Source organism: Streptomyces endocoffeicus (genome assembly GCF_016741935.1).
GTDB classification, from domain to species: Bacteria; Actinomycetota; Actinomycetes; order Streptomycetales; family Streptomycetaceae; genus Streptomyces; species Streptomyces endocoffeicus.
The window spans coordinates 105,533-129,364 of sequence record NZ_JAERRG010000024.1; the positions used below are offsets into that span (position 1 = coordinate 105,533).

General features: G+C 69.8%; 19 protein-coding genes. 10 read left to right on the forward strand and 9 right to left on the reverse strand.

What is annotated here, in order from left to right; translation table 11 throughout:
• Positions 1-639 precede the first annotated feature (639 nt).
• Positions 640-2,193 (reverse strand): AbgT family transporter, encoded by a 1,554-nt coding sequence (locus tag JK364_RS40525; RefSeq protein WP_201856428.1) that lies wholly within the window; start codon positions 2,191-2,193, stop codon positions 640-642.
• Between the two features lie 98 nt (positions 2,194-2,291).
• Positions 2,292-3,542: a lyase family protein gene (locus JK364_RS40530; RefSeq protein ID WP_201856429.1), complete on the reverse strand. Its 1,251-nt coding sequence runs from the start codon at positions 3,540-3,542 to the stop codon at positions 2,292-2,294.
• Between the two features lie 398 nt (positions 3,543-3,940).
• Here JK364_RS40530 and JK364_RS40535 point away from each other — a divergent pair, with 398 nt between their 5' ends.
• Positions 3,941-4,633, forward strand: a complete 693-nt coding sequence (locus JK364_RS40535; RefSeq protein ID WP_201856430.1) for a GntR family transcriptional regulator — start codon at positions 3,941-3,943, stop codon at positions 4,631-4,633.
• Between the two features lie 361 nt (positions 4,634-4,994).
• On the opposite strand, the gene JK364_RS40540 is transcribed toward JK364_RS40535, so the two are convergent.
• Positions 4,995-6,215 (reverse strand): alpha/beta hydrolase, encoded by a 1,221-nt coding sequence (locus JK364_RS40540; RefSeq protein ID WP_230993237.1) that lies wholly within the window; start codon positions 6,213-6,215, stop codon positions 4,995-4,997.
• A 587-nt stretch (positions 6,216-6,802) separates the two neighbouring features.
• Here JK364_RS40540 and JK364_RS40545 point away from each other — a divergent pair.
• The 3 genes from JK364_RS40545 to JK364_RS40555 all read left to right on the forward strand — a co-directional run bounded on the left by JK364_RS40545 (position 6,803) and on the right by JK364_RS40555 (position 11,290).
• A complete protein-coding gene (locus JK364_RS40545) occupies positions 6,803-8,227 on the forward strand; it encodes an MFS transporter (protein ID WP_307841529.1) in 1,425 nt (474 codons plus the stop codon).
• 225 nt (positions 8,228-8,452) lie between these two features.
• Complete coding sequence (locus JK364_RS40550) at positions 8,453-9,271, forward strand: 3-hydroxybutyrate dehydrogenase (protein ID WP_201856432.1); 819 nt, start codon at positions 8,453-8,455, stop codon at positions 9,269-9,271.
• A gap of 81 nt (positions 9,272-9,352) precedes the next feature.
• Positions 9,353-11,290: a helix-turn-helix domain-containing protein gene (locus tag JK364_RS40555; RefSeq protein ID WP_201856433.1), complete on the forward strand. Its 1,938-nt coding sequence runs from the start codon at positions 9,353-9,355 to the stop codon at positions 11,288-11,290.
• A gap of 6 nt (positions 11,291-11,296) precedes the next feature.
• Here JK364_RS40555 and JK364_RS40560 read toward each other — a convergent pair whose 3' ends face one another.
• Positions 11,297-11,962: a 3-oxoacid CoA-transferase subunit B gene (locus tag JK364_RS40560; RefSeq protein WP_201856434.1), complete on the reverse strand. Its 666-nt coding sequence runs from the start codon at positions 11,960-11,962 to the stop codon at positions 11,297-11,299.
• 3 nt (positions 11,963-11,965) lie between these two features.
• Positions 11,966-12,727, reverse strand: coding sequence for a CoA transferase subunit A (locus JK364_RS40565; protein WP_201856435.1), 762 nt, complete (start codon positions 12,725-12,727; stop codon positions 11,966-11,968).
• A 446-nt stretch (positions 12,728-13,173) separates the two neighbouring features.
• Here JK364_RS40565 and JK364_RS40570 point away from each other — a divergent pair, with 446 nt between their 5' ends.
• The 6 genes from JK364_RS40570 to JK364_RS40595 all read left to right on the forward strand — a co-directional run bounded on the left by JK364_RS40570 (position 13,174) and on the right by JK364_RS40595 (position 19,754).
• Complete coding sequence (locus JK364_RS40570) at positions 13,174-14,409, forward strand: substrate-binding domain-containing protein (RefSeq protein ID WP_201856436.1); 1,236 nt, start codon at positions 13,174-13,176, stop codon at positions 14,407-14,409.
• 19 nt (positions 14,410-14,428) lie between these two features.
• Positions 14,429-15,223 (forward strand): ABC transporter ATP-binding protein, encoded by a 795-nt coding sequence (locus JK364_RS40575; RefSeq protein WP_201856487.1) that lies wholly within the window; start codon positions 14,429-14,431, stop codon positions 15,221-15,223.
• Complete coding sequence (locus tag JK364_RS40580; protein ID WP_307841530.1) at positions 15,220-16,023, forward strand: ABC transporter ATP-binding protein; 804 nt, start codon at positions 15,220-15,222, stop codon at positions 16,021-16,023. Before JK364_RS40575 ends, JK364_RS40580 begins: the two co-directional genes overlap by 4 nt.
• Entirely contained in the window at positions 16,023-16,910 is an 888-nt protein-coding gene (locus JK364_RS40585; RefSeq protein WP_201856437.1) for a branched-chain amino acid ABC transporter permease, read from the forward strand. The genes JK364_RS40580 and JK364_RS40585 overlap by 1 nt, the downstream gene beginning before the upstream one ends.
• Positions 16,907-18,016 carry a branched-chain amino acid ABC transporter permease gene (locus JK364_RS40590; protein WP_201856438.1) on the forward strand — a complete coding sequence of 370 codons (1,110 nt, stop codon included), beginning with the start codon at positions 16,907-16,909 and terminating at the stop codon, positions 18,014-18,016. The genes JK364_RS40585 and JK364_RS40590 overlap by 4 nt, the downstream gene beginning before the upstream one ends.
• Positions 18,017-18,287: 271 nt before the next feature.
• Complete coding sequence (locus JK364_RS40595) at positions 18,288-19,754, forward strand: extracellular catalytic domain type 1 short-chain-length polyhydroxyalkanoate depolymerase (RefSeq protein WP_201856439.1); 1,467 nt, start codon at positions 18,288-18,290, stop codon at positions 19,752-19,754.
• Between the two features lie 33 nt (positions 19,755-19,787).
• Here JK364_RS40595 and JK364_RS40600 read toward each other — a convergent pair whose 3' ends face one another.
• The 4 genes from JK364_RS40600 to JK364_RS40615 are packed head-to-tail and all read right to left on the reverse strand — an operon-like array spanning position 19,788 to position 23,807.
• A complete protein-coding gene (locus JK364_RS40600) occupies positions 19,788-20,894 on the reverse strand; it encodes an ABC transporter ATP-binding protein (RefSeq protein WP_307841531.1) in 1,107 nt (368 codons plus the stop codon).
• Positions 20,891-21,766, reverse strand: coding sequence for an ABC transporter permease (locus JK364_RS40605; RefSeq protein WP_201856440.1), 876 nt, complete (start codon positions 21,764-21,766; stop codon positions 20,891-20,893). Before JK364_RS40605 ends, JK364_RS40600 begins: the two co-directional genes overlap by 4 nt.
• Positions 21,754-22,692 (reverse strand): ABC transporter permease, encoded by a 939-nt coding sequence (locus JK364_RS40610; RefSeq protein WP_230993238.1) that lies wholly within the window; start codon positions 22,690-22,692, stop codon positions 21,754-21,756. Before JK364_RS40610 ends, JK364_RS40605 begins: the two co-directional genes overlap by 13 nt.
• Complete coding sequence (locus JK364_RS40615) at positions 22,689-23,807, reverse strand: ABC transporter substrate-binding protein (protein ID WP_230993239.1); 1,119 nt, start codon at positions 23,805-23,807, stop codon at positions 22,689-22,691. The genes JK364_RS40610 and JK364_RS40615 overlap by 4 nt, the downstream gene beginning before the upstream one ends.
• Positions 23,808-23,832 lie beyond the last annotated feature (25 nt).

The window sequence follows — 23,832 nt, forward strand, 5'->3', positions numbered from 1 at the left end:
GCGGCAGCTCACACGCCGAACAGGCCGCGCTCCACCCTCCCGTTCGACGAGGACGGGGCGGGAAGGTCCTCGGGGCAGCCCCCGAGCGGCGGCCGAACTGACGGCCTCCGTCGCCTCGGCGACGAACCGCGTCGGAGATCTCCGAGGGCCAGTCCGTGCCGGGCACAGACGTCTCCCGGCAGGCCTTCTCCCGTACACACGCCGCCGCCCAACTGCGTCAGCAGTCACCCATCGACGTCAGCTGTTCGGTGGCTCGCTCGCCGACCCAGGCGGCGCGCAGGAGCCGGGCGCGTGACGGTGAGTTCGACGTCGCAGAGCACGCTGACAGGCAGCACACGCGGATCGCGGCCGGTTTGCTTGCGTCCGCCCGCGGTGAGTCCCCAGATGGGGGGCAGGCCGGCCTCAGCCGCGCGGGCGGGGCCGTCGACGGCAGGGAAGGAAGCCGGTGGCCCGGACGTCGAACTGGAAACACTCCTCGACGCCCGCCGGCGGGCAGCGTCTACGCTAACGACCTGCGGCCACCGCACGATCTTCAGGAGTCCACACAACACCCGATGATCACGCGGTGGCCGTAAAGGTTCCCAGCCGGGCCCGCCGCAAGATCGCGAACCCGGACTGGAGTATTACCGGACCGGAGTATTAGTAGAGGTGACCCCCGGGTCCGAGTGGGATGCCGAGGAGATACCAGACGACGAAGAGCGCGGCCCAGGACAGCAGGATCGCGAGCGAGACTGGGATCGTGAATGACATGACACTGCCGATTCCGGCGTTCTTCCGGTACCTCTGCACATATCCGAGTGCGAGGACGAAGTAGGCGTTCATCGGCGTCACCGGACCGGTGGCAGAGTCTCCGATCATGAATGCTGAGAGAGTCGCCTCCGGCCGCAGACCGACGTACATCATCATGGGTACCAAAATTGGGGCGAGGATGGCCCACATCGCGGTACCGCTTGAGATGATGAGATTGAGTACGGCGATGGCGAAGATGACGACGATGAGGACGGCCAGATCTGGTGCCGCCAACTGCCTGATCAGTTCGGCGCCTTTGACGGTCACGACGGTCCCGAGACCTGTCCAGTCGAAGTAGGCCAGGAACTGAGCGGCCGCGAAGAAGAGAACGAGCACGGGTGCGATCGGGATGATGCCGTCCGCCATGATCTTGGGCAGCGAGCCAAGCGACCGAACCGTGCCCATCATCCGGCCGTAGACGAAGCCCACCACCGCGAACAGCAGGGATATGAACACGGCGATGTTGACGATGACCACCGATTCGACGATGCTGCCGCCCTCTCCGCGCAGCGGAGAACCCGGGATGAGCAGCAAGGCCGCGATAAGCGCGACGTAACCCGCACCTGCGACGCCGGCCCACCTCAGCCCTCGGCGTTCCCCTGGTGTCAGGCGTACGTTCAGCGTGTCCGCCTGGTCGGCGTCTGGATCGTCTTCTTTCGACGGGAGCTGACTGAACTCGGGTCGTTTGGCCAGGAACAGTTCGACTACGAGTGCGATGACGATCGACAGGAGCACCGATGCGACCGCGGCATAGAAGTAGGTGGCCACTGGCGTGACCACGTAGTTCGGGTCGATCGTTTTGGCGGCCGCGGTCGTCAGGGATGCGCGGATCGCCGCGGACGGCGTGATCAAGGGGCTGGCATTGAAGGCCGCGGACACCGAGACGAAGGCGACGAGCACCCCGAGCACCGGGCTGCGGCCGACCGCGCGAAAGGCCAGGGCGCCGAGCGGGATCATCACCACGTAGGCCGAGTCGCCCATGACGTGCGAGATCATTGACGTGAAGGCGAGCGCGAACGTTACCCAGCGTGCCGGCAAGCGAATGATCGTAGCCTTGAGCACGGCGGTCATGAGTCCGCTCGACTCCGCGATGCTCACGCCGAGAATCATCGCGACGACGAGCGGAACCGGCGGAAACTGCCCGAAGTTGTCGAGCGCTGACTTGGCCGCGTAACCGAGCCCGTCCAGGGACAGCAGGTTCTTGAATGCGACCGCTTTATCGGAGCCGGGCAGGGTGACGGCCACGCCGATCCGAGAAAGAACCAGACTGACAACGCCCAGGATCCCGGACATGATCCAGAATAGCCAGAACGGGTTGGGGAGTTTATTTCCTATACGCTCGATTGCGGCGATCGCCCGGAACAGGATGTTCATCCTGTCGCCGGCGACGGTGGTGCTCTGCATAACCATGATCCGATCAGGTTCGAGAAAAGGCGGGCCAAGCCGTCGCCGCTCCGGACGGACGGGTATACGCAGCTATGGACCGGCTCTTCGCATGAGCGTCAGGAAACTGTGCTGTCGGCGACCACGTCGTAGCCGGCCTCCTCCGCCTCGGTGATGAGGGAGTCGAAGGGGCGAGCCGCGAGCGCGGCCAGACGCTCGCGATTCCACGCGATGCCGTCGACGCACTTGTCGATGAAGACGGGAATGACCGCGGCCAGTTCGGTGAGTGCCGGCGACAGGGACGCGACGACTGCCGGAGTATTGGGGTTGATGTCGGGCTCGCCCACCACGACGGCCATGCCTACCGCCGTGGCCGCGGCACGGATCGAGAAACTGGCCTGTATCACCATGGTCGGCACTACCGGGTTGACCTTGCCCGGCATGATCGATGAACCCGGCTGGAGCGTCGGGAGCTTGATCTCCGACAGGCCTCCGTTCGGGCCGGAACTCAAGATGCGCAGATCTTCGCACTGCTTGGCCAAGATCGCGGCGCAGCGTGCGGCGATGTCAGCCAGCGTCGCGTACCCGTCGGCATGAGCGAAGGCATCGGCCGGACAGGCGCTCGGGGTCAGCGGCAGTCCGGTGATGCCTGCGAGCTGCTCGACGACCGACTGAGTGAAACCGTCGGGCGCCCCGACCCCGGTTCCGAGGACCGTGCCGCCGAGGGGGACCACATGAAGCGTCTGTGCCGCCGCTTCGAACTGCGCGGCGAAGCGATCGGCCGCCGTGGCGTGCGCCTCGTGCATATCGGAGACCGAGACCATGACGGCGTCCTGCCAAGCGGTGCGCCCCAGACGCCGCAGTCCGTCGTGTCGCTCCGCCTGACGCCTGAAGCTGCCGGCGAGGTCGCGGAGTGCGGCTGCGACATCGAGTGCCTGTCGACTGAGAAGGATCTTCACCGCCGTCGGGTAGGCGTCGTTCGACGACTGGGATCGGTTGACGTGGTCGTTCGGGTGGATGTCCAGGGACACGTCCGCCGGAAGGTGCCGGCCCGCCCGTGCGGCCAGGACCTCATTGACGTTCATGTTCGTCGCGGTGCCACCGCCCGTGGCGACGACACGCAGCGGGAACTGCCGGAGCAGCCCACCGCGGGCGACGTCGACCGCCGCGTCGGCGATCGCGCTCGCCCGGGTGTCGTCCAGTAGTCCCATGGTTCGGTTCGCGTGTGCCGCAGCGTGCTTGACCTCGGCGAACGCCCGGATGAACTCGGGGAGGTCCCACAGCCGTAGCCCATGTGCCGGTGAGTTCTGGAGCGCCAGAGAGGTCACCTTCCCCCACATCGGAGTTTCGGTATCGATTCGCTCGCTCATATTGGGCCTTTCGAGACTGATCGCCAGGCAGCCGGAGTGGCCGCCTGGGCGGAGTCGGGGCGCGGGAACGCCGACGTCCTTGCGAGAGCGGCCGAAGGCACTACAGCTGGCGCCCCCGGGCTGACAGGGACCATAACCAGCCTTAACTAGGTTGTCTAGTTACTAGGTTTCTTGGTCTTCGCTCGACGTCGCGCCGCCGTAGGCTTGGGGGCGCGGGATGGGGGCCTGTCTCAAAGCTGTGGTTCGCCGACCCGCTGTGTGCACTCGGGGCATGGGGGCGACAGTAGGCACGACTCTCGGCGACATCGTCATTACGGAGAGTGGAGCGCTTCCGGGCGGCGGAGGTGGAAGCGGCGCAGTGAGCAAGCTGCCAGGAGTGGTGTGGGAGCGGCCGGCCTTTGGCTGCCGAGCTTCCGCCGCTCTACTATCAGTCGGTGATGCGAGCAGCCATGAAACTGAAGAGGACGAGCTTGGTGGACCAAGCCGTCGACCAGTTGCGCAGCGAGATCATCTACGGGTCGCTGACTCCTGGCACCCCGCTGCCGGAGACACAGGTGAGCGAGTGGCTGGGCATCGCCAGGCCCACCGTCCGTGAGGTCCTGCTTCGCCTGCAGAACGAAGGACTGGTTCAAGGACGAGGACGTGGATTGGCGTTCATGGTCAGTCGTATCAGCCGTGAACAGCTAGTCGACATCTACACCGCTCGACTGCATATTGAAACCGCCGGCGCGCGGTCTTACGGCGAAGCGGACCAGGCCAGCCGCGATGCCTTGGCCGACAGCGTTGACGCCCTTGAGGCCGCGCTGGAGTCTGCCGACCGTGTCAAACAGATCCAACTCGACCACAAGTGCCATGCGGCAACGGTTGCCTTGACAGGTTCTCGCAGGCTGACCGAGGTTCACGCGCAACTCCTGACGGAGTCTCGGCTGGCCGTCATCACCGCCGGCCTCTCGGATGACAACATCGTCCCGCTCAGCCACCGCGAGTTCGTCGACCTTCTGCAGGAGGGCCGGATAGAGGCCGCCTGCGATCAACTCGCTCGGCGCCTCGAGGTGGCGCGTGACCATGCCGCGCAGAGACTCCCCGAGTAGCCACTGGCTTTCCGAGTAGCCACTGGCTTTGGCAAATGATCAAGCCGATTGCCGGCATCCCCCGCCACGGATCCCGGCCCAATCGCCCGGTGCACCAGCTCTGGGAGTTCGTCCACTACCCGGCGATCGGCTCGTCCCGTGCCGGCGCACCCGCCCTGATCGCGGCCAGGGCGGCGGGCGGGACGAACGATTTCGACAGCGAGTATCGCCGCCGAGGGCGCATGGGCCATATGCGCCATCCCGCTCATGGCGGTGACACGCGCCGAGGGCGGCGCGCCGACGGGGACGCCGGGGATCGCGGCAGCCGCGAGGTTGAGCAGCGACGCCTGCGCCGGGTCGCCGCACAGCATCGGCAACGTGGTTACCGTAGCGATCGGCGGCCGGCCAGCGCGTCGAACCAGCGCGCCACCTGTGGTGCCGATGTCGCGAAGGATCCGAAGTGGTCCACGTCGCCCTGGTTCACCACGGGAACGTGCGCCTGGTGAGCGGCGAGCTGGAGCGCGCAACTGCGCGCGTTCCCGATGGGCACGTCGCTGTCGGCCGCGCCCGCATACAGCCGCACCGGCGCGTCCGGAGTCCAATCGCAGGTGTGATCGGCCGAGCGCATGGCGTCCAGCAGAGGGCCGGTCGGGTGCCGCAGACGGTCGTAGAAGGCGGGCGTGAGCAGCTGCTTCACCGAGGAGGCGAGGCCCTTGACCACCTCCTCCTCGTCATGCCTTCCGTCGAAGAGTGACTCCACGCGGCTCGCGTACGGCGCACGGAAAACCTCGCCCGGGTCCTTGTAGAAGTGATGCAGCCGGTTCTGGGCGACCAGCCAGTACGAGATGTAGAGGACGCCGCTGGTGTCGTTCACCCGACCGTCGAACAGGGCGGGCACCTCCTGGCCCTCCAGGTCGTACGGCCCGCTCACCGGGGCCAGCCCCTTCAGCCGGAAGTGCTGGTCCGCGCCCCTTTCCAGCGCCCGGCCGAGCGCCATCGCGACCTGGCCGCCCTGCGAGAAGCCGGTCGCGTAGACGTCACCGGTGAGCGGACGGCCGAGCCGGTCCGCGGCTGTGCGGGCGGCGCGCAACATGTCGACGGAGGCGGTGACGGCGGAGCGGGTGTCCATGTACGGGTGCGGGCCCGGCCCCTCACCGAGCCCCAGATAGTCGGGCGCGGCGACCGCACGACCCGCCGAGGCGTTCAGATACGACGGCACACGGCCCAAGTCCTCGCTCGCGGAGGGCGCGTAGGTGCGCTTGACCATGGTGCCATGCGTGTCCGAGACGAGGTCGAGCCGCTGGGCTCCGCCCTGGGGAAGGGTGAGGAGCCCGGTCGCGGTCGTGGGTTTCCCGTAGGGGTCCACAGTCCGGTACGTCAGCCGGTACGCCCGCACCCCGTACCGCACCGGGTCGATCGCGATGTCCCTCCCGGCCAGGAACTCCCTGACCTGCCCGGCGTCATGGTCGGCGACCGGGGTGACGGAGACGAGGGCGCCGCGGTGGGCGGTGTCGCGCTCCGACGCCGTGGCGACCGGCGCGACAGCGAATCCGGCGAATCCGGCGAGGAACATGGCCGCCACTCCGCAGAGCCGCTTCCGCATCGGCCAACTGGTCTGTCTTTCTTGGGATTTGCACCTCTCATCACTCATGCCGGAGACGTTACGGACTCACTGTTCGCATCGACATCCGAGACGCCCCCGTGTCCATGGTGCACTCAAGCCCACCATGGACAAGAGCGCGTCCCGAGCAGGTCCAGCGGCGTCTCGCGTCCCGCCCTCCGCCACCGGACCCGAGGTGGCGCGGCGGCCGCACGGGCATGGGCACAGGCATGGCGGGGCGCGGCGGCGATGGCCGAACACCTCACATGGCGTCCGTATCGGCCTCCGCGGCTTCCGGAACGAGGTTGGCAAGCGGTTCGGTGTCGGTTACGGTGAGTTCCTCAGCCGCTCGGTGAGCAGCGGGCCCGCGTTGCCCGCCCCATGCGATGCGGCGTTCTGCGGCGTTCCACGGGCCTCTCCACTCTTCCGGGTCTCGCATCCCCTCTCCTCGAGCAGCGGCGCCCCCTGTCCAGGGGCGGCCTCTGGCTGCGCCTTCCCCCTCCGCCAACAGCACCGCAACCGCCGCACAGCCGTGCGGATGTTCCCAACCATGCTGCCGCCGCGGCGTGCGGAAGGAGGCCGGGGTCGCAGTGACATCGACACCCACCACCAGACGATGGGCCCTGCTGGCCATGTCCGTGGGCGTGTTCTGCATCCAGCTCGACGCGTTCGCCCTGAACCTGGCCCTGCCGCGAATCGGCCGCGATCTCCACGCCGGAGGCGCCGGTCTGCAATGGGTGACCAGCACGTATCTGCTGTCCACCGGGACCCTCATGCTGGGTGCCGGACGCCTCGGCGACCTGTTCGGACGGCGACGGCTGCTGATCCTGGGCCTCGCCGTCTTCGGCGCGTCGTCCCTGGTCTGCGCGCTCGCCCCGGCGCTGCACGTCCTGGTCGGCGCCCGGGTGGTCCAGGGGGCGGGGGGCGCGATGGTCATGCCGGTGGGTCTGTCCCTGCTGACGAACGTCTATCCGAGCGAACTGCGGGGCCGCGCCACCGGCCGGGCGCTGGGCATCGGCGGAATCGCCACCGCCTGCGGCCCGTTCATCGGCAGTGCCCTCACCGCCGCGGTGTCCTGGAGGGCGGTGTTCTGGCTCAACGTCCCCCTCGCCGCGCTGGGCGCGGCATGGGCCTCGCGTACCGCCGAGAGCTATGACACCAGCGCGCCCCGGAGGGTCGACTGGCGCGGGCTTGCCACCGCGACAGCCGCGCTCGTCACCCTTGCCGTCACCGTCGACCGCGGCCGCCACTGGCAGTGGCCCGTCATCCTGGCCGGCCTGGTCGCCGCGGCCGCCCTGCTGACCTGGTTCGTACGGCTTGAACGGGTGGCGGCGAGCCCGCTGGTCGAGCTCACGCTCTTCCTCAACGGGCCCTACGTGGCGCTGACGCTCGCCGGGGCCGTCGCCAACACCGCGACGGTCATGTTCCTGTTCGTCGTGCCCCTGACGCTCCAGGGGCAGTGGGACCTGTCTGTCGCCGTGGCGGGCATCGCCTTCCTCGCCCCGGCACTGGCCATGGCGCTCGCCGGTCCGATCGCCGGCCGTGTGCCCCCACCCGCCGCGGTGCGCGTGATGACCGTCTGCCTGGGCGCGGGAGCCCTCGTCCTCGTCTGTCTTGCCCGGGCCTCATCGCTCGATGTGTATCTGATCGCGGCCACCGCGGGCGGTGCGGTTCTCGGAACGGCCAACTCACTGACCCTCGTCGCCACTCAGGGGGTGATCAGACCGGAGCGGGCCGGGGAGGCGTCCGGAGTCACCAAGACGGTCATCACGGTGGCGGCGGGCCTCGGCATTGCCCTGGCCGGGGCTGTCGCCGACCAGAAACGCGGCGTGGGGTCCGAAGCGGCCTCCGACACCGCATTGCGGATCACCGCCCTGGGGTGCATGGCCACCTGTGTGATCCTCGCCGTGTGGCTCGGGACCCATGAGCGACATCGGCTGCGCCGGTCGGTCCGGCGCGCGGTGAAGGTGGCGCTCGGACACCGACGCGGGGACCGGTCCACGCGGGAGGAGTGATCGAGGTAGCCCTTGCCCGACGTGTGAGCCGAGCGGGGCAGTGTGGTGAAAGCCTTGGACAGGGGGTCGGAACGTGCGGTGCCGGCGAAACCGGGCACATGGCCGCGTCAGGCTGCCACACCGTTACGTGCGTGCTCCCCATATGGGGCGGTGCCACCCTGACCGCTTCGAACATGGCGTCCCGCACCATGTCCGGGGGTGGGCCCGCTGCCTACCGTGACGGCCATGGACACCACCCGCACCGCCGAGGGCGACGCTGCCCGGCACGCCGGCCTTGACGCGTCCCTCGTCCCCGCCGGCCAGTTCCTGGAAGGGCGCAGCGCCATGGTGACCGGCGCGGCGAGTGGCATCGGACGGGCTTGTGCCGTCGCCCTCGCCGACGCCGGAGCCTTCGTGTACGTCGTCGATCTGGCCAAGGAAGCCGCCGAGCGGGTGGCCGAGGAGATCGGCGGCAGCCCCTGCGTGACCGACCTCGCCGACCCGACGGCCATCGACGGCCTCCCCACCACCATCGACATCGTCGTCAACAATGCCGGGCTCCAGCACATCGCGCCGCTGCACGAGTTCCCACCGGACCGCTTCGCCCTCATCCAGAGGATCATGGTCGAGGCGCCGTTCCATATCATCCGGCGCGCCCTTCCCCACATGTACGCGCGGGGGTGGGGCCGCATCGTGAACCTCTCCTCCGTACACGGCCTGCGGGCCTCGGCCTTCAAAGGCGCCTACGTGACCGCCAAGCACGCGATGGAAGGGCTGAGCAAGGTCGCCGCCCTGGAGGGGGCGCCCCATGGCGTCACGTCGAACTGTGTGAATCCCGGCTACGTCCGCACCCCCTTGGTCGAGGCCCAACTCGCCGGCCAGGCCCGCTCGCACGGCATGGCGGAGTCGGAAGTACTGGAGAAGATCATGCTGGAGCGCAGCGCCATCAAACGCCTCATCGAGCCGGAGGAGGTCGCCTCCGCGGTGCTGTGGCTGTGTTCCGAGAACGCCGGTTTCGTCACCGGCGCCTCGCTGCCGCTGGACGGTGGCTGGACCGCGCGCTGACCGTCCCGTGACCCGAATCGCCATACCCGCGGGTGCGCGCGCATCGAGCCGCGCGCATCCGCCCTCCCCGAGGTTCGTTCCATGTCACAGACCACTGTTCCTTATACCGCCGCCCTACGAGACCTGATGGAGTTGCTGGCCACGGACGCCTCCGCCGAACAGTTAACGGCGGTGGCCGCGCGCGCCCGCGCCGACGGCATCGACGACCACGAACTGAAAGAGATCGACCGGGCCGTCTCCACCGCCCTCGGGGTCCGGCAGGTGCTCCATCGCCAACGCCGCCGCGAAGCCGAACTCACCGCGCTGTTCGACACCGCCGGCGACCTGGCCGCCCTGCGTGACCTCGACGCGGTACTGCACTCGATCGTGCGGCGCGCCAGAACCCTGTTGGGGACGGACACCGCCTACCTCACCCTGGTGGACGAGGCCGCCCAGGACACCTTTATGCGGGTCACCGACGGCTCGGTCTCTCTCGCCTTTCAACAGCTCAGGCTCAAGCTGGGCGAGGGCCTGGGCGGGCTGGTGGCCCAGACCATGCGTCCCTACGCATCGCCGGACTACCGCAGAGACGAACGGTTCCAGCACACCCAGACCATCGACCATGGAGTCCTGGACGAAGGTCTCGTCGCCATTCTCGGCGTGCCGCTGCTCCTCGGCTCGGGCCCGGCCGGCGATCACCATGTCATCGGTGTTCTGTTCGCGGCCGACCGCGGCCCCCGCGGCTTCTCCCCGGACGAGGTGGCCCTGCTCAGCTCGCTCGCCGCGCACGCCGCCATCGCGATCGACACCGCCAGGGCGCTCGCCGATGCCAAGAACGCCGCGGCGGAACTCACCGAGGCCAACGCCGTCATCCAGGAACACGCGGCATCCACGCAGCGCGCCGCGGAAGCGCATGACCGGCTGACCGACCTCGTGCTGCGCGGTTCGGAGGTATCCGAAGTGGCCGCCGCGGTGGCTGAGTTCCTCGGCGGCCGGCTGACCATCTTCGACCCGCGCGGCGACGTGCTGGCCCAAGCGGGCGGCGAAGCGGGAGACGGTCCGCCGGATCCCGACGCACTTCTGAGAGCCGTCACCCGTGCCCGCGCCGAGGGCCGCTCGGTCCGCGACGGCGAGTGCTGGTACTGCGCCGTCCTGGCCGGGCAGGAGCTGCTGGGGAGCCTCGCCTTCCGCGGGCGCCCGGACCTCGACGGCCCCGACCGCCGGCTGTTCGAGCGCACTGGCACCATCACCGCGCTGCTCCTGCTGCTGCGTCGTACCGTCGTCGAAACCGAGAACCGCGTGCGCGGCGAACTGCTCACCGACCTCTTGGAGGGAGCGGGCCGCGATCCCGCGCTCCTCGCCGAGCGCGGGCACCGGCTCGGTGTGGACCTGACCCGGCCGCACCTGGTGCTGGTCGCCGAGCCCGAGACGCAGTCGGACGGCAGGCTGACTGCCTGGGCCCAGCAGTACCTCTTCGGCCGCGAGGGCCTGTGCTGCGAGTATGAGCAGCACGTGGTCATGCTGGTCCCCGACGACGGAACAGTGCCCGGTCAGGCCGCCCGGGCCGCCGCCGAACAGCTCTCCCAAGGGCTCGGTACACCCGTCAGCGTGGTCGCCGCGGGACCGTGCCAGGGGCTGGCGGCCCTGCCCGGCTTCTACGCCGAGGGCCGCCGCTGTCTGGGCGCCATGCGTGTGCTGGGTCTCACCGGTGGTGGTGCCTGTGCCGCGGATCTGGGCTTCCTCGGTGTTCTCCTGGGCAAGGAACAGGACACCGGAAGCTTCGTCAACAGGGTCTTGGGCCCCGTCCTGGATTGGGACGAACGCAGGGGAACCGAACTGGTCAGGACGCTTCAGGCGTATTTCGCCGTGAAGGGCAGCCACATTCGGGCCAAGGATCTGCTACATGTCCATGTCAACACTGTGGTGCAGCGGATCGAGCGGATCGCCGCGCTCCTGGGGCAGGACTGGGAGCACCCGGAACGCGCGCTGGAGATCCAGCTGGCGCTGCGGATCCACCTTGTTTCCCAGGCCTGCCCGTAGCGGTCCTCACTCCACGGAAACCCGGAGGGGCCCGATATCGGCCGGGACGCGCAGCTCGGGCTCGGTGACCGCCTGTACGTCGTCCACGCTGACGCCGGGCGCGAGTTCGACCAGGGTGAGGCCCTCGACCGTCACGTCGATGACGGCGAGGTCCGTGATGACGCGGTTGACCACGCCGCGCCCCGTGGCGGGCAGGGCCAACTCGTCGACGATCTTCGGGGTGCCGTCCTTCGCGGTGTGCTCCATGACGACGATCAGGCGGCGGGCCCCGTGGACCAGGTCCATGGCCCCGCCCATCCCCTTGACCATCTTCCCGGGGATCATCCAGTTGGCCAGATCACCTCGGGCCGAGACCTGCATGGCGCCCAACACGGACACGTCGATGCGCCCGGCGCGGATCATGCCGAAAGAGGAGGCGGAGTCGAAGCAAGCGGCGCCCTTCCGCAGCGTGACCGTCTCCTTGCCCGCGTTGATCAGGTCCGGATCCTCCGTGCCGTCCACCGGATAGGGGCCGACCCCCAGGACGCCGTTCTCGGAATGCAGCACGACGTGGATGTCGGCGGGGAGATGGCTGGGGATGAGTGTGGGAAGGCCGATGCCCAGGTTGACGTACTGTCCGTCCCGCAGTTCACGGGCGGCGCGGGCGGCGAGTCGGTCGCGGTCGAGTGCCATGGATCATGCCTCCTGGGCGGCGGGTCGGACGGTGCGGCGCTCGATGCGCTTGTCGACGGGGTCCGCTGCGACGATCCGGTCGACGTACACGCCCGGGAGGTGTACGGCATCCGGGTCGAGCTCCCCCGCCTCCACGACGCGCTCGGCCTCCACCAAGGTGGTCCGGCCCGCCATCGCGCACAGCGGGTTGAAGTTCCGGGCGGCGCTGTGGAACACGCAATTGCCGTGCCGATCCGCGATCTCCGCACGCACCAGCGCGAAGTCGGCCGTGATGGACTCCTCCAGCAGGTACCTGCGGCCGCCGAACTCCCTGACCTCCTTGGGCGGGGAGGCCACGGCCACGCTGCCGTCGGCGGCGTACAGCCACGGCAGGCCGCCCTCCTCGACCTGGGTGCCCACGCCTGCCGGGGTGAAGAAGGCGGGGATCCCGCTGCCGCCGGCACGCAGCCGCTCGGCCAGGGTGCCCTGTGGTGTGAGCTCCACCTCCAGCTCACCGGAGAGGTACTGCCGCGCGAACTCCTTGTTCTCGCCCACGTACGACGACGTCATCCGGGCGATCCGGCCGGCTCGCAGCAGCAGACCGAGACCCCAGTCGTCCACCCCGCAGTTGTTGGACACCACCCGCAGCCCCGCCGCCTCCGTCCGGGCCAGCGCGGCGATCAGCGTCGACGGGATCCCGCACAGACCGAAACCTCCGACGGCGAGAGTCGCCCCGCCCGGGATGTCGGCCACGGCGTCCGCGACCGAATCCACCACCTTGTCCATGTCGTCTCTCCGAGTTTCTCGGCCCAGGGCTCACCGGTCTCCTGACGGAGTGTCCGGCGACCCGGCCCGGGGGTCTGGTTCCCCTTACCTTTCACCGCGGGAGGGCCCCGCGGGTATGTAGTCCGCCACCATGGCCCTGACGATCCGCATAGTGATCCGCGCTGCGCCGGTCGGCCCCGGGCCTCGTAGCGTCTGAGCAGCGGCCCCAACGGAGACCGGGCGGTCTCCGCCTTCGCGGCACCGGTCGTTCCGGCCATGTGCGCCGGCCCCATGGCTGTGCCTCCAGGATCGGTGGTCGGCACCATGCCGTCCGTCGCGGGGCCCTCCTATCGTTCCGGCAACCACTCACCGCCCTTCCGCCGTCGCGTATGCGGGTGGCGCTTTCCAGGAAGAGGGCGCCACCCTGCGGCGACGGGTGGGCGGCACACCGTCAGGAGCCGGTCATCATGCGTTGCAGCGCCACGGACACCGTGCGAAGCAGATCTGTTCGCGCACTCACCCTGATCGCCGTCGGTGCCCTGGTCGCGGGCTGTTCCTCGGCCGGCACCGCCGGCACCGCGGCCGACGGCTCCGACGGCGAGACCGCTCCCGTGCGGGTGGGTCTGGTCTACTCCCGCAGCGGGCTGCTCGCCGCCTACGGCAAACAGTACGAGGAGGGCTTCAAGGCAGGCCTGGCCTACGCGACGCACGGGACGAACAAGGTCGGCGGCCACCCGATCGAGGTCACCGAGCAGGACGACGCGGGCGACCCGGCGAAGGCCGTGGCCGCGGCCAAAACCCTCGTCGGCAAGGGGTACAAGATCATCACCGGCACCACCGACTCCGGCGTGGCACTGCAGATGGCGCCGCTGGCCGCCCAGAACAAGGTGCTCTACGTCAGCGGCCCCGCGGCCACCGACGCCGTCACGGGTGTCAACGCCTACACCTTCCGCTCCGGCCGGCAGTCCTACCAGGACATCCTCACCGCCGGGGCGATGCTCGGCGACGCCAAGGGCAAGAAGGTCACCGTGCTCGCCCAGAACTCCGCGTTCGGACAGGCCAACGTGGCCGCGGTGAAGACCGTCCTCGGCGGGAAGGGCGCGAGAGTCGACTCCGTGCTGGCCCCGCCCAGCGCCACCGACCTCACCCCCTTCGCCCGCCAGGCCAAAGCCCGCAAGCCGGAACTGGTGTTCGTCGCCTGGGCCGGTGCCACCGCCCCCGCCCTGTGGACCGCGCTGAATCAGCAGGGCGTACTGGATTCGAGCAAGGTCGTCACCGGACTGGCCGGCACCGCCTCGTACCCGATCTTCGGCGCGGCAGGTTCCAAGGTCTCTTTCCTCGCCCACTACTTCCCGGGCGCCGGCGGCGGCAACCCGGTGGAGAAGGCGATGCTCAACAGCATCACCAAGGCCGGTGGCGCCCCCGACCTGTTCAGCCCCGACGGCTTCACCGCCGCCCAGATGATCGTGCACGCGATCGAGTCCGGCAGCGCGACCGACACCACTGCCATGGTCAAGGCACTGGAAGGCTGGAGCTTCGACGGGCCCAAGGGCAAGGAGCGGATCCGCGCCGCGGACCACGCCCTGCTGCAGCCGATGTTCAGGGCCAAGCTGAAGGGCACGGGCAGCGCCGCTGAACCAGAGCTGGTCGACCGCGTCCTGATGGCAACGGTCGCTCCCCCGGTGAAGAAGGCGGCGGGCTGAGCGGATGACCTCCTCGGACATGACGCCGAGCGCCCCGGGGACCGCGGCTGCCGGGGAGCCCCGCAGCTCCCCGGCGCCGGTCCTCAGACTGCGCGGCATCGGCTGGACGGTCGGCGGCGCGACCATCGTCGACTCGGTCTCCCTCGACCTCCACGAAGGAGAGTTCCTGGCCTTCATCGGCCCCAACGGCGCGGGCAAGACCTCCCTGTTCAATCTGGTCAGCGGCATCACCCCCGTTTCCCGGGGCACGATCGAACTCGACGGCGCCGACGTCACGAACGAAGCCGCCTACGCACGGGCCCGGCGCGGTCTCGGACGTACCTTCCAGACCTCCAGCCTGTGGCCGGGCATGACGGTCGCCGACCATGTGCGGCTGGCCGCCCAGGCCGCCGACGGCGGCTCGTACCGGGTCTGGCGCCGCGCCGACCCGTACCCGGAGTCGGTCGCCAAGGTGCTGGCACGCACCGAACTCGCGCACCGGGCGGACACCGTCGCCGACGCGCTCTCACACGGCGAGAAACGCAAGCTGGAACTCGCGGTGCTGCTCGTCGGCGAACCCCGGCTGATGCTGCTCGACGAGCCCATGGCGGGCGTGAGCGCCGAGGAAGTGCCCGCCCTCACCGAACTCATCCGCTCGCTGCACCGCGAGGAGGGCCGCACCGTGCTCATGGTCGAGCATCACATGGACGTCCTGCTGGGCCTGGCCGACCGGCTCGCCGTGATGCACCACGGCACGCTGCTGGCCCTGGACAGCCCCCAGGTGGTGATGGCCGACCCGACCGTACAGCAGGCCTATCTCGGGGAGGAGTTGTGAGCACGAGCCCGGCGCCGCTGCTGACGGTGCGCGACCTGCGGGTCGTCATCGGGGACAGCCACATCCTGCACGGCGTCGACCTGGACGTCGCCGCCCGTGGCACCACCGCGCTCCTGGGCCGCAACGGCGCCGGCAAGACCACCACCGTACGCGGGATCCTCGGCCTCGTACCGCGCACCGGCAGCGTGCTGCTGAGCGGCGAGGAGACGGTGCGACTGGCCACCCACTCCCTGGTCCGCCGTGGCATCGGCTACGCCCCCGAGGACCGCGGCGTCTTCGCCACTCTCACCGTCGCCGAGAACCTGCGGCTCGCCGAGCGGCCCGGCGCCGGCCAACCGGCCTACGATCTGGTACACGGACTCTTCCCCGAGCTCAGGCAGCGCGCCCGGCAGGCCGCCGGCACCCTCTCCGGCGGCCAGCAGCAGATGGTCGCCATCGCCCGCACCCTGCTCAACGGCAACCGGCTGATCATCGCCGACGAGCCCACCAAGGGCCTGGCACCCAAGGTGGTCACCGAGGTCGCACAGGTGCTGGAGCGCGCCGCCGAGGCGGTGCCCGTCCTGCTGGTGGAGCAGAACCTCGCCGTGGTGCGCCGCCTCGCCCGGCACTGCGTCGTGCTCGCCGACGGCCGCACCGCGCACCGGGGCCCCGCCGCCGAACTGCTCGCGGACGCGGGCGCGGCTCACCGGCTGCTCGGTGTCGGACGGGCGGGCCACGACGGTGCCGGCCCCTCACCGGCCGGCGCGTCCGCCCGCCCCGCGGCCCACCCCGCCACCAGGACCGAAGAGGCAGAGGTCTGATGTCCACCGTAGTCCTGCTCACCCTCACCGGGCTCGGCCTGGGCGCACTGTACTTCCTGGTCGCCTCGGGCCTCTCGTTGATCTTCGGCCTGATGGACGTGCTCAACTTCGCCCACGGGGCCCTGATGTCCATCGGCGCCTACGGCACCTGGTGGGCCGCCTCCGGCCACCTGCCCGGCGCCGGGCCCGGCGGCGCCGCTTTCGCCCTCGCGGTCGTCTTCGGCACCGCGGTCGGCACCGTCGCCGCGGTTCTGCTGGAACTCGCCGTCATCCGCCCGCTCTACGCCCGCCCCCGCGAGCAGATCCTGGCCACCGTCGGCGTGGGCCTGGCTGTTCCCGCGTTGCTCTCCGCGATCTGGGGCGCTGACGCCCGGCCCTTCCCCGGGCCCGCAGCACTGTCCGGCACCGCCGGCCTGCTGGGCGCCGAGGTGCCGTTCAACCGCCTGGTGCTGATCGCCGCCGCCCTCGTGGTACTGGCCGCTCTCAGGCTGTTCCTGAGCCGGACCCGGCACGGTCTGGTCGTCCGCGCGGGCGTGGAGGACCGGGCCATGGTCACCGCGCTCGGCATCGACGTGCGCAAAGCCTTCACCCTGGTCTTCGCCATCGGCGGAGCGGCCGCGGCCCTCGGCGGCGCGATCGGCGGTCTCTATTTCGGCTCGGTCGACCCCGAACAGGGCACCTCGCTGCTGATCTTCGCCTTCGTGGTCGTCGTCATGGGCGGCATGGGCTCGCTCGCCGGTGCCGCGCTGGCCTCGGTCGCCGTGGGCCTCGTCCAGCAGTTCGCCAACTACTACACCACCGCCGGACTCGGCGACCTCGCCGTCGTCGTCCTGCTCGCCGCCCTGCTGCTCGTCCGGCCGCGTGGGCTGACCGGGAGACTCGCATGACCACCGCCACCCGGCCGCGCGGTGAGACCCGCGCGGCGGACCAATCCCCCGCCACCCGCTCCGAAAGGTTCAGGCGAGCCGCCCGCTGGTGGCCGGCGCTGCCGCTGGTGGCCCTGTTCCTCGTCCCCTACAGCGCGCTGCCCCTGCCCGGCCTGCTGGACGGACCGATCGGCAGCCCCGGCAACCTCCAACTGCTGTCCCTGTGCCTGGTGTTCGGAGCCCTGGCCACCGGCTACGACCTGCTGCTCGGCCGCACCGGGCTGCTGTCGTTCGGCCACGCGCTCTACTTCGCCGCAGGTGCCTACGTCACCAACACCATCATGCTGGAGGCGGGGCTGCCCTTCGCCGTCTCCGCGCTGCTCGGCCTGCTCGCCGGGGTGGCGCTGTCCGCACTGCTGGGCGCGGTCAGCCTGCGGGTGACGGGCATCGGCTTCTCCATGGTGACCCTCGCCTTCGCGCAGGCCGCCTCGATCCTCGTGCAACGCGACCCGGGCGGCGTCACGGGTGGCGAGGAAGGCAGGGCCGCCCCCGCGGACAAGCTGCCCGCCGCGCTGGTCGGCATCGAAAACACCGCCAACCTGTACTGGGTCGCCCTGGCCTACCTCGTCGTCGTGCTGCTCATCGTGCGATGGGCGGTCCGCTCACCCACCGGCCGGGTCTGGGAGGGCATCAAGGAGAACGAGCGCCGGGTGGAGGTGCTGGGGCTGCGCCCCTACGGCTTCAAGCTGACCGCCTTCGTCCTGGCCGGCACCCTGGCCGCGCTCGGCGGCATCGTCCACCTGCTGCTGACCGGCGGCGCCACTCCGCAGACCACCACCTCCGACTTCACCCTCTCCCTGCTGGTGATGGTGGTACTGGGCGGCTCCGGCACCCGGTGGGGCCCCCTGGCCGGCGGCATCCTCTACACCTGGGCCGACCACCGGCTCGGCGACCTGTCGGGTTCCGGTGCTGTCACCGGGTTGCCCGCCGTGCTGCGAGTGCCACTGTCGCAGCCGCTGTTCCTGCTCGGCGCGCTGTTCGTCGCGGTGATATACCTGCTGCCCGGCGGCCTGGTCCGGCTGCCGGCTCGGCTGCGCGCGGCGCGCGCCGTCGTGGTCGAGTCGTGACGACTGGGCCGCCCTGGTGTCATGGCCGCACCACCCACACCATGTGTACACGAGCCACGTCGGCCGCCGATTTCCTGGCCGCCCCTCCCATGTCGCGGTCGGTCGCCCGGTCGTACGGTCCGCTTACAGCAAGCCGGTATGTCAGCCTGCCGGTGCGTCAGCGCCACGCACCGGCCGACGGGACCGGCCCGGCCGGTCCCGTGAAGTGGCATGGCAGGGCGCCGTGCGGCGTCCGCACTCCCTCCACTCCCCCACTCCATGGAGCTGCCCCATGCGTTTCGTCACCGTGCGCAGAGTCCTCAGACGCACCGCTCTGGCCGCCGCGCTCGGCGCGCTGGCCACGGGCATGACCGTCATCACCCCGCTCGCCCCCGTCGCCGCGGCCGCGGCCGACGGCACTCTCCAGCAGGTCACCAACTTCGGCTCCAACCCCGGCAATCTGGCGATGTACGAGTACGCGCCGACGAACCTCCCCGCGAACGCGCCACTGGTCGTGGCCCTGCACGGCTGCACCCAGTCGGCGAGCGACTACCACACCCACTCCGGCTGGCAGAAGTTCGCCGACCAGTGGGGATTCGCCGTGGTCTACCCGCAGACCGGCCCGGCCAACAACGGCATGTCCTGCTTCAGCTGGTTCGACGCCACCAAGGACACCCGGGGTAAGGGCGAAGCGGCCTCCATAGTTCAGATGGTCGACCACGCCACGGCGCAATACGGCTCCGACCGCGGGCGGATCTTCGTCACCGGCCTGTCGGCCGGCGGCGGCATGACCGCGAACCTGCTCGCCGACTACCCGGACGTGTTCGCCGGCGGCGCCGTCGACTCCGGCCTCCCCGCGCAGTGCGCCACCACCGTGATCGCCGCCTCCAGCTGCCAGTACAGCGGCCAGAACCTCACTCCCGAGCAGTGGGGGGACAAGGTCCGCGGTTCCTACCCCGGGTACACCGGCCCCTGGCCACGGGTCGCGATCTGGCAGGGCACCTCCGACACCACCGTCACGCCGGTCAACGGCACCGAGCTGCGCGACCAGTGGACCGATGTCTGGGGCATCAGCCAGACGCCCTCCAGTACGCGAGACCTGACCGGCGGCACCACCGAGAGCATTTACAACGATTCCGCCGGTAAGCCCGCCGTCGCCCACTTCTCGATCTCCGGCATGGCCCATGGCCTCGCCGTGGACCCGGGCTCCGGCGCCGACCAGTGCGGCACCACGGGGACCTACTACATCGACTCCATCTGCTCCAGCTACCACACCGCGAGGTTCTGGGGCCTGGACGGCTCCGGCAGCGGTTCCCTGCCGGGGCCGTCCGGGGTCACGGTCACCGGCACCACCGACGACGGCGTCTCACTGTCCTGGAACGCCGTGAGCGGCGCAGCCTCCTACAACGTCTACCGCGACGGCACCAAGGTCGGCTCCCCGACCAACACCTCCTACACCGACACCGGTCTGTCCGCCGGCGCCTCCTACCGCTACACCGTCGCCGCGGTCGACTCCACCGGCGCCGTCGGCGCCGCGTCCTCGCCGGTCACCGCGACGACGACGGGCGCCGAGCCGGCGCCCAGGTGCTACACCGACAACAACTACAACCAGGTCAAGGCCGGCCGCGCCCACCAGAGCCTCGGTCACACGTATGCCAACGGTTCCAACCAGAACCTCGGCCTGTACAACCTCGCCGTCACTCACACTCTCAAAGAGACTTCCCCGGGCTACTTCGTCCTCGCCGACTCCGGCTGCTGACCTTGGGGTGCGGTTCCTCCGTGCGGTCCGGGATCAGACGGGTGCCGCGAACACCGGTGCGGGGTGGATCGTCACCCGCACCGGTGATCCGGGAGAGAGGCGGGCGGCTTCCGCCTTCGGGATCTGGGCGAGCACCGGGTCCTGGTCCGGGAGCTGGATCCGCACCCGGCACAGCGATCCGAGGAAACTCACGGAAAGGACCCGCCCGATCGGTGCGCCGTGGCCCTGCCCCTGATCCGGCGCCGGATCCACCGTTACGGATTCCGGGCGTACGAACGCCCTGACAGGTCCCTCGAAGGCGCTTCCGGGGAGCAGCGGCAGCTGAGTGCCCAGCAGGCCCAACTCTCCCGATCGGGCCCTCCCGCGCAGGCGGTTGCTGAGACCGACGAACTCGGCGACGAACGCGGTGCGGGGCCGGTCGTACAGATCGCCGGGCGAGGCGATCTGCTCCAGGCGGCCGGCGTGGATGACGCCCACCCGGTCGGCGACCGCGAGGGCCTCCTCCTGGTCGTGGGTCACGAACAGCGTGGTGGTGCCGACCTCGAGCTGAATACGGCGGATCTCGTCCCGCAATTGGGAACGCACCTTGGCGTCCAGCGCCGAGAGCGGCTCGCCCAGCAGCAGCACCTCGGGCCGGACGGCCAGGGCGCGGGCCAGTGCCACCCGCTGCTGTTGCCCTCCGGAGAGCTGGTGCGGATAGTGGGCCGCGTGGCTGGCCAGGCCGACGAGTTCGAGGAGATCCTCCGCACGGCGGCGCCGCGTCCGGGTGCCGACACCACGCAGCCGCAAGCCGTAGGCGACGTTGTCACATGCGGTCATGGTGGGAAAGAGGCTGTATGCCTGAAACACCATCCCCATGCCCCGGCGGTTCGAGCTCAGCCGGGTGATGTCCTGGCCGCCGACGAGGATCCGCCCGGAGTCCAGTTCGTCGAGGCCGGCGAGGGCGCGCAGCGCGGTGGTTTTGCCGCAGCCGGAGGGACCGAGAAGCGCGACGAACTCGCCGGCCGCGACGTCCAGGGACAGGCCGTCCAGTGCGCGCACCTTGCCGAAGGAGCGATGGAGGTCGACCAGTTGGACCGCTGCCCCCGGTCGCTCGGCGAGCCGACCGGTGCGTGAGGAGTCCGCGATGTCGGTGGTCACGGTGTGGGCCCTTCCTCGGTGGCGTCCGCGGCGAGGGTTGTGGGACGACGCGAAGCCAACTGAGCGAGTGCGTACAGCAGGACGAAGGCGAAGAGGAGGGCGGCGGCCGACACGGCGACGGACACGGCCGCGTCGCGCTTGCCCAGCAGGTTGATGACGACCTGCAGAGTGTCGAAGTTCAGCAGCGAGGCGACGGTGAACTCACCGAGCACCAGCGCGACGGAGATGATCGACGCCGAGATCACCGCGCCGCGGATGTTGGGCAGGACGATGCTCACCAGCACCCGGGGCCAGCTCGCTCCCAGGCTGCGCGCCGCTTCGGCGAGCGTCACGATGTCGACGCTGCCGAGTCCTCCGTCGATGGCGCGGTGGGCGTAGGGCAGTACCAAGATGACGTAGACGAAGGTGAGGGTGAGCGGGGAGTCCCCGAGCAGGTAATTCACCCACAGGTAGATGGGGCCGATACCGGCGACGAGTACGATCGCGGGGATGGTCAGCGGCAGCAGGCAGGCGAATTCCACGAGCCGTCTCATCCGCGGCACTCGCAGATGCACCCAGGTCATCGTGGGCACCAACAGGACGAGCATGGCCACTACCGTGAGTGCGGAGAGTTGGAGCGAGTCGGTGATGGCTCCGAGGAGGTCCGCGTTGGAACCGATCTCCCGCCAGGCGTCGAGTGAGCGGCCCGTCGCCGTGCCCCGTGTGGAGAACTCGACCATGGCGAGCAGCGGCAGCAGCAGATAGCCGCCGATGAGGATGAGCACCACCCAGCGCAGTGCCCGCACCGGCGATGTCCGCGCCGTGCGGGACGCGGCCGATAGCCGTGGGGGGCGCGCACGCCCGTCGGGTACGGATGTGTTCACCGCAGCCATGTCGCCGCCTTCCGTTGCACGAGCGCGTACAGCGACATGACCACCGCCACCACCACGATCATGCCCAGGGCCAGTGCCTTGCCCGCACCTGCCTGGCCCAGGGCGACCTCACTGGTGAGGAAGTTGCCGATCTGCAGCGGCACGATCGGGCTGCCCTGGCTGACCAGGGCAGCGGCCGTCGCGTAGGAGGAGAAGGCGTTGGCGAAGAGCAGCAGGGCCGCACCGAGGAAACTCGGCGCGAGGGCCGGCCCGGCGACGTAACGCCAATAGGCCCATGTGGATCCGCCGAGGCTTGTCGACGCCTCGCGCCATTCCGGCCGGAGGTTGTCGACGGCTGGGAGGAAGACGATGAGCATGAGCGGGATCTGGAAGTAGGTGTAGACGACGACCAGCCCGGTGAGGCCGTAGAGCCAGGTGCCGCCGGAGAAGACGTTCACCCCCAGGTGGTTTTGGAGGAACAGGGTGACCACGCCGTTGAAGCCGAAGGTGGCGAGGAAGGCGAAGGCGAGCATGACGCCACCGAACTGTGCGAGAACGCCGCACGAGGCGACCGTGACTCGGCGCAGCAGGCCGTCGGGCCTGCTCTCCGCCACCGCCCAGGCGAGCAGCGCGCCCAGCACGGAGCCCGCCAGCGCTGTGGTGGCCGAGACTTCTATGGAGCGGACGAAGCCGTGGAGGTAGTCGCTGGTCGTGACGGTTCGGATGTTGCGCAGGGTGGGCCGCCCCCTGCCGTCCTGGAATGCGCCGATGAGCACCAGGTACGTCGGCCAGAGCAGGAAGACGGCCAGGTAGCCGAAGAACGGCAACAGCCCGAGATGGGGCAGCAGCCGGGGCAGGCGCCGGCGGCCGGCACCGGACGATGCGGGACTGGGCGATGCGGGACCGAGCGGCGGCGTGTCCGCCTCGGAGGGTGCTTCGGTGCTCAATTGACGGCCTTCCGCCAGTGGATCTGGAGGTAGTCCTGGCCGGCCTTCAACTGGGGCTCGGTGAAGACCACCGGAGTCCCGGACGCCTTCGGCAGCTTGGCGAGGGCGGTCTTGTCGATCGTGCCGTTCTGGCGCATCACATCACTCAGCACGGGCCGCGCGTAGCCCCGCAGCCAGGTGTTCTGCCCTTCGGTGGAATAGAGGTACTCCTGCCAGAGTCTGGCCGCCGCGGGGTGCGGGGCGTCCTTGTTGATCGACTGGTAGTAGTAGGCCCCCACGACCGCGTGCTCCGGGATCGATACCTTCCAGTCGACCTTGCCTTTCAGGGCGGTGGTCTGGGCGACGTTGAGGTAGTCCCAGTCCAGGACGACGGGGGTCTGCCCGGAGGCGATCGTCGCCGGGGTGGGGTCGACCGGGATCAGGTTTCCCCTGGCCTTGAGTTTTTTGAAGAACTCCACACCGGGTGCCAGGTCGTCCGCCGATCCGCCGTTCGCGACGGAGGCCGCGGCGACGCCGTGGAAGCCGGCGGAGGCCTGGGTCGGGTCGCCGTTGAGCGCGACCTTGCCCTTGTAGGCGGGCCCCAGCAGATCGTTCATCGTCACGGGTGCGGGTACCTTGGAGGCGTCGTAGCCGATGGCGAAGTAGCCGGTGTAGTCGCTGGTCCAGCGCCCCTTGGGATCCCTGAGGTGGCCCGGGACGTCCTTCCAGACAGTCGTCCGGTACGGCGCGAACAGGGCGGTATTGGCCAGTGCGACATTGCTGCCCAGGTCGAAGACATCGGGTGCGCGGTTCTGTCCCTTCAGTTGCCTGGCAGCGTTGATCTGGTCCTGGCTGTTGGCGTCGGGCTGTGTGGAGTGGACCTTGACGCCGTATTTCGCCTCGAAGCCCGCGATCATGTCGCCATAGTTGGCCCAGTCCGGTGGGAGCGCGATGACGTTCAGTGTTCCCTCCTTCTTGGCGGTGGCGACGAGCTTGGCCATGCCTCCCAGGTCGGTGGCGGATTCCGCCGTCGCCGCGGGGCCGGCCGAGTCCGTGGCGGAGAACCCGGGTGGCGGCGGGGGCGGGCCGCAAGCGGTGGCGAGCAGCAGGGCGGCACCGGCGCTGCCGGTGGCCAAGGTTCTCCTTGTGCGCACGGGATGC

Coding starts and splice junctions, on each gene's coding strand:
- JK364_RS40555 (WP_201856433.1), top strand. CDS start 9,353: ATGTCACAGACCACTGTTCCTTATACCGCCGCCCTACGAGACCTGATG.
- JK364_RS40595 (WP_201856439.1), top strand. CDS start 18,288: ATGCGTTTCGTCACCGTGCGCAGAGTCCTCAGACGCACCGCTCTGGCC.
- JK364_RS40560 (WP_201856434.1), bottom strand. CDS start 11,962: ATGGCACTCGACCGCGACCGACTCGCCGCCCGCGCCGCCCGTGAACTG.
- JK364_RS40540 (WP_230993237.1), bottom strand. CDS start 6,215: ATGCGGAAGCGGCTCTGCGGAGTGGCGGCCATGTTCCTCGCCGGATTC.
- JK364_RS40565 (WP_201856435.1), bottom strand. CDS start 12,727: ATGGACAAGGTGGTGGATTCGGTCGCGGACGCCGTGGCCGACATCCCG.
- JK364_RS40570 (WP_201856436.1), top strand. CDS start 13,174: ATGCGTTGCAGCGCCACGGACACCGTGCGAAGCAGATCTGTTCGCGCA.
- JK364_RS40575 (WP_201856487.1), top strand. CDS start 14,429: ATGACGCCGAGCGCCCCGGGGACCGCGGCTGCCGGGGAGCCCCGCAGC.
- JK364_RS40525 (WP_201856428.1), bottom strand. CDS start 2,193: ATGCAGAGCACCACCGTCGCCGGCGACAGGATGAACATCCTGTTCCGG.
- JK364_RS40550 (WP_201856432.1), top strand. CDS start 8,453: ATGGACACCACCCGCACCGCCGAGGGCGACGCTGCCCGGCACGCCGGC.
- JK364_RS40530 (WP_201856429.1), bottom strand. CDS start 3,542: ATGAGCGAGCGAATCGATACCGAAACTCCGATGTGGGGGAAGGTGACC.
- JK364_RS40605 (WP_201856440.1), bottom strand. CDS start 21,766: ATGGCTGCGGTGAACACATCCGTACCCGACGGGCGTGCGCGCCCCCCA.
- JK364_RS40590 (WP_201856438.1), top strand. CDS start 16,907: ATGACCACCGCCACCCGGCCGCGCGGTGAGACCCGCGCGGCGGACCAA.
- JK364_RS40585 (WP_201856437.1), top strand. CDS start 16,023: ATGTCCACCGTAGTCCTGCTCACCCTCACCGGGCTCGGCCTGGGCGCA.